The sequence below is a fragment of the Paenibacillus arenilitoris genome (assembly GCF_014705655.1).
GTDB lineage: Bacteria > Bacillota > Bacilli > Paenibacillales > Paenibacillaceae > Pristimantibacillus > Pristimantibacillus arenilitoris.
On record NZ_JACXIY010000001.1, the window covers coordinates 349,669 to 363,144 of the forward strand.

At 58.8% G+C, this 13,476-nt stretch carries 11 protein-coding genes; all 11 read left to right on the forward strand.

Annotation, left to right across the window (positions count from 1 at the left end):
* Positions 1–2: 2 nt before the first annotated feature.
* The 11 genes from IDH41_RS01165 (at position 3) to IDH41_RS01215 (ending at position 13,392) form a co-directional block, all read left to right on the forward strand.
* Positions 3–1,790 (forward strand): histidine kinase, encoded by a 1,788-nt coding sequence (locus IDH41_RS01165; RefSeq protein ID WP_190857489.1) that lies wholly within the window; start codon positions 3–5, stop codon positions 1,788–1,790.
* Positions 1,765–3,378, forward strand: a complete 1,614-nt coding sequence (locus IDH41_RS01170) for a response regulator (protein ID WP_190857492.1) — start codon at positions 1,765–1,767, stop codon at positions 3,376–3,378. Before IDH41_RS01165 ends, IDH41_RS01170 begins: the two co-directional genes overlap by 26 nt.
* A gap of 68 nt (positions 3,379–3,446) precedes the next feature.
* Positions 3,447–4,808, forward strand: coding sequence for a GntP family permease (locus IDH41_RS01175; protein WP_190857494.1), 1,362 nt, complete (start codon positions 3,447–3,449; stop codon positions 4,806–4,808).
* Between the two features lie 34 nt (positions 4,809–4,842).
* A complete protein-coding gene (gene gnd, locus IDH41_RS01180) occupies positions 4,843–5,745 on the forward strand; it encodes a phosphogluconate dehydrogenase (NAD(+)-dependent, decarboxylating) (RefSeq protein WP_190857496.1) in 903 nt (300 codons plus the stop codon).
* 24 nt (positions 5,746–5,769) lie between these two features.
* On the forward strand, positions 5,770–7,308 hold the full coding sequence (gene gntK, locus IDH41_RS01185; RefSeq protein WP_190857498.1) for a gluconokinase: 1,539 nt from the start codon (positions 5,770–5,772) through the stop codon (positions 7,306–7,308).
* Between the two features lie 179 nt (positions 7,309–7,487).
* Positions 7,488–8,018 carry an acyltransferase gene (locus IDH41_RS01190; RefSeq protein WP_223829344.1) on the forward strand — a complete coding sequence of 177 codons (531 nt, stop codon included), beginning with the start codon at positions 7,488–7,490 and terminating at the stop codon, positions 8,016–8,018.
* 739 nt (positions 8,019–8,757) lie between these two features.
* Positions 8,758–9,660, forward strand: a complete 903-nt coding sequence (locus IDH41_RS01195; protein ID WP_190857502.1) for a hypothetical protein — start codon at positions 8,758–8,760, stop codon at positions 9,658–9,660.
* Between the two features lie 66 nt (positions 9,661–9,726).
* Positions 9,727–10,470 (forward strand): ABC transporter ATP-binding protein, encoded by a 744-nt coding sequence (locus tag IDH41_RS01200; protein ID WP_190857504.1) that lies wholly within the window; start codon positions 9,727–9,729, stop codon positions 10,468–10,470.
* Entirely contained in the window at positions 10,463–11,212 is a 750-nt protein-coding gene (locus IDH41_RS01205) for an ABC transporter permease (protein WP_190857506.1), read from the forward strand. The genes IDH41_RS01200 and IDH41_RS01205 overlap by 8 nt, the downstream gene beginning before the upstream one ends.
* A 21-nt stretch (positions 11,213–11,233) precedes the next feature.
* Entirely contained in the window at positions 11,234–12,709 is a 1,476-nt protein-coding gene (locus IDH41_RS01210) for a sensor histidine kinase (protein WP_190857508.1), read from the forward strand.
* Positions 12,706–13,392 (forward strand): response regulator transcription factor, encoded by a 687-nt coding sequence (locus tag IDH41_RS01215; RefSeq protein ID WP_190857510.1) that lies wholly within the window; start codon positions 12,706–12,708, stop codon positions 13,390–13,392. The genes IDH41_RS01210 and IDH41_RS01215 overlap by 4 nt, the downstream gene beginning before the upstream one ends.
* Positions 13,393–13,476 lie beyond the last annotated feature (84 nt).

Sequence of the window (13,476 nt, forward strand, 5' to 3'; positions counted from 1 at the left end):
TCATGCGCCGCAGATTATCCATTTTCGGCAAAATACTGATTACGATCGTGCTGCTGCTCATTCCGATTTTGCTTTTGTACGGCTACTCCAACCGCATCGCGAGCCGCGTCGTGGAGGAGCAGGTGCGCTCGTCGAATTTGAGCCAATTGTCGTTCCTGATGAATCAGATGGACGCGAACATGGAGAACCTGTCCATGTTTCCGGTCATTATCAGCTATGACCCGCATATCCGCGAATTTATTAACGGCGCGGGCGAAGCCGCGGCCGGCTTGCTTAAAGCGGAGGCCCAAGTCACGGAGAAGCTTAGCCTGCAAAGCGTGTCGAGCGCGTGGTCGAACGATCTGACCATCGTGCTGCCCGCCGGGAGGAAGATGCTCTCCTCGAACATCTATTTGAACGGTTCCGGCGAATTCGCCGGCGATCAGCCGATCCGGGCGGGATGGACGTTCGGCCTGGACGCGTCCCGCGGCTTCCCGGCCGCGACGTTCGTCCGCGAAATAAGCGAGCCCGCGGTCGCCGCAACGTTCGGAGACGCGGACGCGGTGTTTCAGATCCGTTTTCCCGTCCAAAACCTTAGCGGCATGCTCGACGCATACAAAAAAGAAAATAAAGGCGATCCGTTCCTGTATCATCCCGATTACGAGCTTATTCCGAGCAGCACGACGTCCGAAGCGATGGCGGAGCGGGTTGTCGGCGGGCTCGCGGGGTCGCCTCTGCAAAAGGCCGGCCAGCTGACGCAGCGCATCGAGGGCCAGAACTATTTGGTACATTACGTGAAATCCGGCCAGCTCGGCTGGTATCTGGTCGATTACGTCCCCGTGGAGAGGATCGTGTCGCCGATCACGACGGCCCGCAACTGGTTCTACGGCTCGATCGCCCTGCTGCTGGCGATGGGCGTCGTCGCTTCCTTCCTGCTGTACCGCAACGTCCAAATTCCTCTTCGCAAAATGATACGCGGCGTGCAGCGAATGAGCCGCGGCGATCTCTCCTGGAGGATCCACTATAAAGCGAACAACGAATTCGACGAGCTCATTGCCCATTACAACGAAATGGCCGGGCAGATCCAGCTGTTGATCGAGGACGTCTACACGGAGAAGCTTCGCGCAAGGGAGGCTACCTTGAAGCAGCTGCAGTCCCAGATCAACCCGCATTTCTTGTACAATTCCTTGTTTTTCATTATCAACTCGGCCATGCTCGACGACCGGGAAGCCGTCATCTCCATGACGGAGAATTTGGCGGAATTTTACCGGTACACGACCAAGGTCGAGCAGCAGCGGGTGACGCTGCGGGAGGAGCTGGAATTCGTTCGCCACTATTTGAACATTCACCATCTGCGCATGGGCAGGCTTGAATACGATATCGACGTGCCGGACGAGATGCTGGGCGAGCCGGTTCCGCGGCTCATTCTTCAGCCGCTCGTGGAGAACGCCATTATTCATGGCATCGAGAGCCGCGTCGGCGGCGGCAAGCTTGTCATCTCCGGGCGGCAGGACGGGAAGTTCAACCGCGTTTCGGTAACCGATAACGGTGCCGGACTCACCGAGCCGGCGCTGATCGAGCTGATCAGGCGGCTGGGCGATGCCTCGACGGACGGGCTTGGCTCCGGAATGCGGAACGTGCACCGGCGGCTGCGTTATCAGTTCGGGAAAGGCTCGGGCCTCTCCTTCCGGCACGCGCCCGGCGGAGGGCTGATCGCCACATTGACTTGGGCCAGCGGCGGCGACGGACCGGATCGGCCAAATTTGACGGAGGGTGGTGAGCCGGATGGCTCAGCTTCTGATCGTGGATGACGAAGCGCATGTCGTGGACCGGTTCGCCGCCACGATCGATTGGAAATCCGAAGGCATCGAGCAGGTGCATAAAGCGTACTCCGGCCTTGAAGCGTTCGAGCTGCTTCAGCAAATCTCCATCGACATCGTCGTCACCGACATTAAGATGCCGGGCATGTCGGGAATTGAGCTGATCGCCGAGATTCGCCGGACGTGGCCCACGACGAAGTGCATCCTGCTCTCCGGCTATTCGGAATTCAATTATGCCAAGCAGGCCATGCTGCTTCAGACGGAGGATTATTTGCTGAAGCCGGTCAAGGAAGAGGATTTGCTCGGGGCGGTGAGACGCGTACGGGGCAAGCTGGAGCGGGAATGGGAAGAAGTCGTCTCGAGCCGGCGGCTGACCTATACGCTCAAGGAGAATCTCCCGCTTATTCGGGCCAATCTCCTTCTGGAGCTGCTGCAGGGCAAGAAGTGGAACGAGCAGGCTCTCCGGGAGAAAATGAACATGCTTGACATGGGCGAAGGGGCGGCCTGGACGTCGTTCACCCTCATGATCGTCAGGCTGGATGAGCATTTCCTGCAATATGACGCACAGGATTTGTCGTGGAAGGAATATGCCGTCAGCAACATGGCCGAGGAGCTGTTCGGCGGGCGTTACGCGATTTGGCACGCGAAGGACGTCCATGATTACCTCGTCTTCCTGATGACGGCTAAGCAGGGGGACGACCCGGTCTGGTTCGAGCGGACGGCCGCCGCGCTGCAGTCCGCCGCATGCGATTACCTGAAAAGCCGAATTTCGATTATGGTCGGCCGAAGGGGGGCGTTCCCGCGCGATGTGCATCCCGCGTACAACCGGGCGATTGCCGCCTTCCGCAGGCGCATCGGCAGCGAGAGCGAGCTGTTCATGCGGCTGGAGGAAGACGACCGCACCGTCGGCCATGTCGGCGCCTTGCATGGGCTGCACGAGCCGCCGACCTTGATCCAACTGCTTGAGGCCGCCAGGTGGGATGCCGCCGAGGACAAGCTCCGAAGCGTATTCGAAGCGATGGAAAGCGGCGAGACGGCGTCGCAGGAGCATTTGCTCGAGATGTATTTTACGATCGCATCGGCTTACGCCTATACCGCACATAAGAACGGCCGCCTGCTCGCGGAGCTTATCGGCATCCATTATGAGCGGATGACCGATGGCGTTCCACTCCGGTCGCTGAATCATCTTCGGGAATGGTCGCTGCTGACGCTTCGGCATATCCAGGAGGACACGGCGAGGGAGTCCAGGGATACGAGATCGTCGTTGATCGAGGTCATCCGGTCGTTCATCGAAGAGAATGTGACGCGGGATATTTCGCTGCAATCGATCGCGGACAGGGTGATGCTGCATCCGGTATACGTCTCGAAAGTGTACAAGCTGGAAACCGGCGAAAATATTAGCGATTACGTGCAGCGCGCCAAGATGGGGAAGGCGGAGTTTCTGCTGAAGAACAGCCAGGACAAAATCTACGAAATCGCGGACAAGCTCGGCTACCAGAGGCCGCATTCCTTCATTCACGCCTTCAAGAAGGCGCTGGGCATGACGCCGCAGGAATACCGCGACCGTTACGGGCAATAGGAGGCGCAGCCTGAGCGCGGTCGCGTCAAGGACTGGATTCGAACTCAACTATACAGGAGGTATCATTTATGTTGCTATTTATCGTGCTTGCAGCGATCCTTGTGCTGCTGCTGCTCATTACGGTCGTCAAGCTTAATCCATTCGTCGCCCTCATCGTGACGGCGATCGGAGCGGGTCTTGCCGCCGGCATGCCGCTTCTGGCCACGGAAGATACGCCCGGCATCATCGACTCCATCAAGACGGGCATGGGAAATACGCTGGGCTTCCTCGCCATCGTTTTGGCGCTTGGCACGATGCTGGGGAAAATGATGGCGGAGTCCGGCGGCGCGGAGCGAATCGCCCGCACGCTTATCAAGCTGTTCGGCGAACGCAACGTCCACTGGGCGATGATGTTCGTGGCGTTCATCGTCGGCATACCGGTGTTTTTCCAAGTCGGCTTCGTCCTGCTCATTCCGCTCGTCTTCACGATCGCAAGGCAGACGGGGCTGTCCCTCGTCAAAATCGGCGTTCCGCTCGTTGCGGGCCTATCCGTCGTACACGGGCTCGTGCCGCCGCATCCCGCGGCCATGGCGGCCGTCGGCATCTTCAACGCCGATATCGGGCTTACGATTCTTTATTCGTTGATCGTCGGGCTCCCGACGGCCATCGTCGCCGGACCGCTGTACGGCAACTGGATCGGGAAGCGAATCCATAAAGAGGTGCCGAAGGAAATGGGCGAGCAGCTGACGGAAAGCGCCGATTCGAAAGCGCTGCCCGGCTTCGCGAACACGCTCATTACGATTCTGGTTCCCGTGTTCTTGATGCTGATCGCCACGTTCGCGGACCTCTTCCTCGAGAACGGCGTACTCGTCAAGGACGATTTCCTGTATCTTGCCGCCAAATTCGTCGGCGACCCCGTCGTCGCGCTGCTGATCGCGACCGTGTATTCGTTCTTCAGCCTTGGCTACTTCAGAGGCTTAAGCCGCGAGAAGGTGCTTAAGTTTACGAACGATTGCCTCGCGCCTACGGCAACGATCCTGCTCGTCATCGGCGCCGGCGGCGCGTTCAACCGCGTGCTGCTGGATTCCGGCATCGGCGAATACATCGCCGAGCTTGCGACCGCTTCGAACGTATCGCCGATTCTGCTCGGCTGGGGCATCGCGGCCATGATCCGCGTAGCGACCGGCTCCGCGACCGTATCGATGATGACGGCCGCCGGCATCGTCGCGCCGATCGCCGCGGCCATGCCGGGAACGAACGTCGAGCTGCTTGTGCTGGCCACCGGCGCGGGGTCGCTGATTCTCTCGCACGTGAACGACTCCGGCTTCTGGCTGATCAAGGAATATTTCGGCATGTCCGTGAAGGAAACGCTCCTGACGTGGACGGCGCTCGAGACGATCATTTCCGTCGTGGCGCTCGGCCTCATTCTTGCGCTGAACACGGTCGTCTAAATGGAATACGAGTAATGGAAAGCGAGGCAACGCTATGCAAATCGGATTAATCGGTTTAGGAAAAATGGGCATGCAATTATCGTTGAATTTGATGGACAGCGGCCATGAAGTGACGGCGTACGACGTCAATGCCGAGGCCGCGGCGGCATTGTCGGCGTCCGGCGGGATCGGCGTTCGCTCCTTGGAGGAGCTGGTCCGCCGCCTGTCCGCCCCGCGGAAAATTTGGATGATGGTGCCGGCGGGAGACGTAACCGAGCAAGTGCTGCGGCAGCTTAAGCCGCTGCTCGGCCCGGGAGACATCGTCATGGACGGCGGCAATTCCAATTACAAGGATTCGATCCGGCGGGCGGAAGAGCTGGCGGCGGCCGGCATCCGCTTCCTGGATATCGGAACGAGCGGCGGCACCGAAGGCGCGCGCAGCGGCATATGCGCCATGGTCGGCGGCGACGCGCAGACGTATCGGGAGGTCGAACCGCTGCTTCGCGGCATTTCGGTCGCCTACGGGCTGCTCCATGCGGGACCGGCGGGAAGCGGGCATTTTTTGAAAATGATCCACAACGGCATCGAGTACGGCATGATGCAGGCGATCGCGGAAGGATTTGAAATACTTGACAAAAGCCCGTTCGAGTTCGATTATGAACAAGTGGCCCGCGTATGGAACAACGGCTCGGTTATCCGGTCATGGCTAATGGACCTGACGGAGAGGGCGTTCAGCAAGGATCCCGGCTTAAGCCGGCTGAAGGACGTCGTCCACGCCTCCGGAGAAGGCAAGTGGACGGTGGAGACCGCCCTCGATTACGGAGCGGCCGCTCCGGTTATCGCGCTGTCGCTCATGACGAGATACCGGTCGCAGGACGAGCATTCGTTCTCCGGCAAGGTCGTCGCGGCGCTTCGCAACGAATTCGGCGGCCATGCCGTCGTGGCCGCGGAAGATTGAAAGAAGAAAGGAGCGAATGAACGCATGGCATCCTCTTACGTCATAGGCACGGATATCGGCACGACAAGCACGAAATCCGTCCTATTCGACGCATCCGGCAAGCTTATTGCCAGCCATACTATCGAATACCCGCTTTACTCCCCGAAGCCGGACGTCGCCGAGCAGGACCCGGACGAAATATTCCGCGCCGTCGTCGGCACGATCAAGCAGGTCGTCCTGGGCGGAGGCGTCGGGCCTTCCGGCGTGATCTGCGTGTCGTTCAGCTCCGCCATGCATAGCGTGATCGCCGTCGACGCCGACGGCAAGCCTATTACCAGGTGCATGACTTGGGCGGATAACCGCAGCGCCGGCTGGACCGAGCGGATCAAGAACGAAATGAACGGGCACCAAATTTATTTGCGTACGGGCACGCCGCTCCATCCGATGTCCCCGCTGTCCAAGCTCACTTGGCTGAGGCATGAGGAGCCGGAGCTGTTCGCCCGCGCGCATAAGATTATCTCGATCAAGGAGTACGTGTTCCACCGGTTGTTCAACCGGTACGTCGTCGATTATTCGATCGCTTCCGCTACCGGCATGTTCAACCTGAGCGAGCTGGCTTGGGACGAGGAAGCGCTGCGGGTGACCGGCGTGACCGGCGACCGGCTGTCGGAGCCCGTCCCGACTACTTACCGGCTGTCGGGGATGGACGCGAAATGGGCGTCCGAGATGAATCTTCCCGCCTCCACGCCGTTCGTCGTCGGGGCGAGCGACGGCGTACTGTCCAACCTGGGGGTGAACGCGATCGATCCGGGAACGGTCGCCGTTACGATCGGCACGAGCGGAGCGATCCGCACCGTAACGGACAAGCCGGTCACCGATCCGAAAGGGCGCATCTTCTGCTATGCGCTGACCGAGGAGATGTGGGTCGTCGGCGGTCCCGTCAATAACGGCGGAATGATCTTCCGCTGGCTTCGCGACCAGCTCTGCGCACCCGAGATAGAGACGGCCCGCCTGCTTGGCAAGGATCCGTACGAGGTGCTGACCGAGATCGCTTCCCTTGTGCCTCCGGGCGCGGACGGCCTCCTGTTCCACCCTTATTTGGCCGGGGAGCGGGCGCCGCTGTGGGACGCCCATGCGAGGGGCTCCTTCTTCGGGCTGGGCTTGCACCATAAGAAGCAGCATATGATCCGCGCCGTTCTCGAAGGCGTCATCTTCAATTTGTTCACCGTCTTCATGGCGCTGGAGGAGCTGATCGGCCATCCGAAGAAGATTCAGGCGACGGGAGGCTTCGCCAGATCCGAGCTGTGGCGCCAGATGATGGCCGACATCTTCGATCAGGAGGTGCTGGTGCCGGAAAGCTTCGAGAGCTCTTGCCTCGGCGCCGCGATTCTCGGCATGTACAGCGTCGGAGAAGTCGACTCGCTGCATGTCGTATCGAAGATGATGGGGACGAGCCACCGGCATGTGCCGAACAAAGACAACGCCGAGCGGTACAAGGAGCTGAGCCGGATCTTCGTCCGCGTCTCCCGCCTTCTGTCGGAGGAGTACCGGGCAATCGCCGCTTATCAGAACAAATGGATGTAACAACGCGCATGGACGATTCCGGATTTGCCGGAGTCGTCTTTTTTTGCGAGGAAAACGCCAGGCGGGATCTCCTCCTCTGCGATGCTTCGGTGATTATTCGAATTGAATAATTTTTAATGAAAATTCATTGATAATTCTGCTAAAATATTCATTAAGCGTACTCTATGGGAGGGTGTTTCATGAAATTAAGCTCGATCTTACACAGACTTAACGGATTGTATAAATTCGGAAACTCGGCAACGAAGCTGCGGGGGAAGGTGTTTGTCAATCGCATCGGCTCCATCCGGACCGGCAGAAATTTATCCATCGTCGGACACCCGTGGGCGGTTCAAATTACGAGTACGAGAGGAGCCAGCCTGACGTTCGGGGATAACGTATACGTCAATGCCGGCGTCGGCATTGCGGCCAACAAAGAAATCGTCATCGGCGATAACGTCAAGATCGGTCCGAGAACGAGCATTTTCGACAGCAATTATCATCGCATAGACTCGGCCGACAAGAGCGAGATGAGCAGAAGGATTACAATTGGCAATAACGTGTGGATCGGAGCGGACTGCACCATTTTGCCGGGCGTTACGATCGGGGACAATTCCGTCATCGCGGCCAAAAGCACCGTCAATAAGGACGTCCCCAAAAACGTGCTGGTCGGCGGAAGTCCCGCGAAGGTCATCCGCGAGCTGGAAATCGAGGATGGATGGATCAGGGACTAATGTTGGGCGTACAACCGCCTCCGGCATAAGCGGTTTGGCTTGCGCCGGCGATCGAAAGGGAGTTGGAGAGGAAGCGCCGCGTCCCCGTTAGCTGCTGATTTTGAAACTAAAACGGCGTCAGGCTTAAACTGCTGCCGTTTTATTTCAGATTTTGAAACTAAATGGGATATGCGGGGCTGCATCGGCCTCTTAATGCGGATTGGTTTCATAATTTGCGACTAATCCGCGATCCGGTTGCTGCAGGGACCATTTAGTTTCAGAAAATGAAATGAAGTCGGGTGCACCGTCTTCGCCGCGTACTGCTTCTCCTCCCTAGCCCCGCCTCAGTAACTCCAAAGCCCCAACCAAGCCCCAACCAAGCCCCAACCAAGCCCCAACCAAGCCCCAACCAAGCCCTACCTAAGCCCCACCTAAGCCGCTCTAAAGTTACTTCCCAATCCTCACCGAAGTTAATTCTAGCTGTTCCCAATCCGCTCCTAAGTTACTCCAAACTCCTTCCAATCCGCACCGAAGTTTATCCAAGCTGTTCCCAATCAGCTCCTATGATTACTCCAAGCTCCTCCCGAGCTCTCAAGCTCCAATGAGCCGCGCCCATGCCCCCATAACGCGGCTTGCTTCGGCCGGCCGGCCCGGGTATCTTTTTTTTGCACTTTTTTTAGAATTCATTTAGAGGCCGTTAAGAGACGGAGGCTATTCTGGTTATGGAAAGCTTTCTAAATAAAAACGACGGAGGTACACAATGAAGAAAAAATGGGTGACGATGGGAGCGGTGTTTGGCATCGGGGCGGTCATGCTGACGGCAAGCGGCTTGTCCGCCATGGCAAGCACGTCCGGGTATGAAGCGTACAAATCGGCGGTCAAAAACGTTCATTCGGCCGCGAGCATGACAACCGGGGGGACGATTACGGTTACCGACAACGGCCGCACGGTATTAAGCGCCGATCTGACGGCAAAAATCAATCATGACCGCGACGCGATGAGCGCGGCGGTAACGGTTGGCGACGGTTCCGAAGAACATACGATGAACATGTACCGGCAGGATGGACAAATCATTTTGGACGACGGCAAGAGCGGCGTATATAAGCGGATCGAAACGGGCGGCGAGCATTGGAAGAAGGACGGCGGGCAGCATGTCGGACCGCCGGCGCACGCGGAGAGGATCATCGACGCCTTGATGGGCAGCCTGAAGGACCTTGCGACCGTCGAAGCGACGGCGGACGGCGGCAAGCTCGCTTCGCTCCATCTGTCCGGCAGCCAAATTCCGGCGGTCGCGAATGCGGTCGGCTCGTTGTTCGTCTCGAACATGTCGAACGGCGAGCATGGCGCGCATTGGGGCGGCGAAGCGGCGCAGAATCCGATGCATCCCAATTGGACGGCGAACTGGCCGAAATTGACGGATCAAATCAGCGTGGAACAAATCGAGCTCGACGCGGACATTAATCCAAGCAACTACCTTGAGCGCCAAGAAGCCGAGATCGTCATTACCGGCAAGGATGAGAGCGGCGCTTCGCACGAAGTGGTGATCACGGTCGACGTCGACCTGTCGGGCTTTAACGAAACCGTGCCGGATGCGATCGATTTGACCGGCAAGCAGGTAGAGACGATTCGGAACGAAGAGAACGGCCCTCCTTGGGCGCATTAAGACAGCCGCGGCCGGGCGAGCGATCGCCCGGCCGCGCAACCAAACGACGAAAAGGAGCTGCTGCGATTGGAACGCGAACGCGTATTGGAAGTGAAGGACGCGGCCAAACGGTTCAGGAACGGCCGCGGCATTAAGGGAGTCAGCCTCGAGCTGTCAAGGGGAGACGTCTACGGCCTGTTCGGACCGAACGGCGCGGGCAAGACGACGCTGCTCAAGCTGATCACGGGCCTCATCCGGCCCGATCGCGGCACCGTCCATTTGTTCGGCAAGCCAGCGGCGACCAGGTTCGAGGAGGCGATGTCGCGCGTCGGCTGCGTGATCGAATCGGCGGACGCGTACGAATTCATGAGCGCCTACGATAATTTGAAGCTGGCGGCAAGGTTCTACCCGGGCATCGCCGCCGGCCGAATCGATCAAGCGCTCGAGGAGGTCGGCCTCGCGCCGTACAAAAAAGAAAAAGCCGGCGGGTTCTCCCTCGGCATGAAGCAGAGGCTGGCGCTCGCCGCGGCCTTGCTGCCGGGGCCCGAGCTCGTCATCCTCGACGAGCCGACCAACGGCCTCGATATCGAAGGCATGGTCGACATCAGGCGGACGATCGAGCGGCTGGCGCGGGAGCAAGGCATCGCCTTTATCATCTCCAGCCATATGATCGGCGACATGGAGAAGCTGGTGAACCGGTTCGGCATATTGCAAGGCGGCGAGCTGATCCGTCAGGAACGCCTGCAGGACCTTCTGCCGGAAGGGACGACGCTGGAGCAGTACTATATGGCGCAAATCCAATCGAAGAAGGAAGCGGATGCTTATGCATAGTTTAAAAGCGAATTGGCTGAACGAAATGGAGAAGCTGTGGGTTCAGCGGCGCACGAAGGGATTCCTGCTGCTGACGCTGCTTATTCCGGCGGCTGCCGCGGCGGCGATGGCGCTGCTGCAGCGGAGCGCCGGATTCGGCTTGGAGCTGGGCGGCGACGTGCCGATGCTGATGCTCGGCTTGTTCACGACGCTGTTCCTGCCGCTGTTCCTGATGATGACCGCCGTCGATTTGTTTACCGGCGAAGCCGCGGCCCGCACGCTTAAGCTCGCCCTGGTGCGGCCGATTACCCGCGCCAAGCTGTTCGCCTCCAAGGTGCTCGCGCTCGCCGCCTACATTGCCGTTCATCTCGCGGCCGTCTGGCTGACGTCCGTCGCGGCGGGCCTCTTGTTGAACGGGCCCGGCATGCTCGGCAGGCTGGCGGGCAGCGCGCTTGCCTATGCGGTCGCTTTCGCGCCCATGTTCGCGATCGGCTTGATCGCCGTGCTGATCGCCCAGCGGTTCACGAGCAGCGCCGGCGCGCTCGGCCTGATGATCTTCGTCTTCGCCGCCGCGAAGCTGCTGCCGTACGTGCTGCCCGAGGCCGCGGTCTGGTCCGTCTTCTCGCATACCGATTGGCATACGCTGTGGGTCGGAGACGGCGCATCGGCCGGGAAGCGGTTAAATACGTTTTTCATTCTTGTTTCTTATAGTATGATGGCTTATATGGGCAGCTTGATGATGTTCGAGAGAAAGCCATTCTAGATTGAAGCAAGGAGCAGCGCAATGACGATCCGCAAAAGACTGATATTATCCTATATCGCCATGGTGCTCATTCCGGTCATTTTGTTCATGGCGGTGACCCTCGCGGTTATCGGGCTGTTCTTCGGCGATTGGAACGGCGATTTGAAGCCCGACAATCATTTCGGCCACGACAACATGAGGATGATCGGGGAGACGATGGGCAACCGGGAGCAGTTGTTCTCGAACGTCAAGTACTTGGCGAATTACGAGCCGGACCTTTTGGCCGACGAATCTTACCTTCTAGAAACGGATGAAGCGTTTAACGGCCTCGAAGCGGGCCTGGTCGTTGCGAGGGACGACGGCATCCTGTATGCGTCCCCGCTCGTTGAAGGGCCGGGGCTGTACGAACAGCTCGCGAATTACAAGCCGGGATGGAACGCGAAGATCAACGATCGGTTCACGGTCGAAAAGCATGACTTCGCGTTTGGCGATCAGAGCGCCGGCACGATCTATTTGCTGTCGGATATGACGCCGCTCATCGACCGGATGCAGCAGCTTTTCCCGATATTGTTCCTATCCCTCCTGCTTATTATCGGACTGACCAACGGCTTGCTCACATACCTCGTGTCGAAGAGCATCATCAAGCCGCTCCGCTTGCTCAAGACGGCGGCGGAGCAGATCAAGGAGGGCAATCTCGACCAGGCGCTGGCGCTCGGACGGAAGGACGAATTCGGCAAAGTCGGGGAAGCGTTCGAAGAAATGCGGGAAAGGCTGCGCGAATCGATCCGTCTCCAGCTGCAGTACGAGGAAAACCGGAAGGAGCTCATCTCGAACATTTCCCATGATTTGAAAACCCCGATTACCGGCATCAAGGCTTGTATCGAGGGGCTCCGGGACGGCATCGCCGATACGGAGAAGAAGCGGGACAAATATATGGAGATGATCGACAAAAAGACGGGCGACATGGATCGGCTGATCGATGAGCTGTTTCTGTTCTCCAAGCTGGATTTGAAGCGGCTGCCGTTTCATTTCGAACGGATCGACATCGCTGCCTATATGGAAGACTGCGCAAGGGAGCTGGGAATCGATCCGCATATGAAGGACGCGGCGTTCCGGTTTATTTATGACGGTCCGCGGCCGCTTTATGTCATGGCCGATCTCGAGAAGCTGCAGCGCGTCATGATGAACATCGTCAACAACAGCGTCAAATATATGCCCGGGGAGGACAAACGCGTCGAGCTGAGCCTGCTGCGAGGGGCCGAAGAAGCGACGGTCAGCATCCGCGATTACGGACCTGGCATCGAGAAGGAGGCGCTGCCCCATATATTCGACCGGTTCTACCGGGCGGACCAATCGCGCAATTCGGCCACCGGCGGAAGCGGCCTCGGCCTTGCGATCGTGAAGCAGATCGTGGAGGCGCACGGCGGGCGGACATGGGCGGACAGCGCGCCCGGACTCGGCACGACGATATCGTTTACATTGCCCATGGCGGAGAAGGCAGGCGGAGAGAGCGAATGAAGAGGATACTGATTATCGAAGACGAAGCCGTCATCGCGGAGGTCGAGAAGGATTACCTCGAGGCGAACGGCTATGCCGCGGAAATCGCGGAGAGCGGGGATATCGGGCTGCGCAGGGCGCTGGACGAAGACTTCGACCTGATTATTTTGGACCTCATGCTGCCGAAGGTGGACGGCTTCGAAATATGCAAGCAGGTGCGCAAGGCGAAGCCGATTCCGATCCTGATGGTATCCGCGCGCAAGGAGGATATCGACAAAATCCGCGGCCTCGGTCTCGGCGCGGACGATTACGTGATCAAGCCGTTCAGCCTGGCGGAGCTGGTTGCCCGGGTCAAGGCGCATCTTGCCCGCTTCGACCGGCTGACGAGCCAGACGGCGCCGAAGGACGAGCTGCGGATTCGAGGGCTGCACATCGATAAGCTTTCGCGCAAAGTGACGCTGAACGGTGCCGACCTGTCGCTGACGAGCAAGGAGTACGATCTGCTGCTCTTCCTGGCGATGCATCCGAACCGGGTGTTCACGAAGGACGATTTGTACGAAAAAATATGGGGGATGGACTCGTTCGGGGAGCTGGCCTCGGTAACCGTATATATCAGCAAGCTGAGGGAAAAAATCGAGCGCGACCCGTCCAAGCCGCAATATATCGAAACGATTTGGGGAGTCGGCTACCGCTTCAATTTGTAGAAATAAACGTTGGACGGCCAGGCGGCAGCTTGGTGTCGACGTTTTTTTTGGCGCACGGAAAGAAGCCGGCGCGTGCAAAAAGAC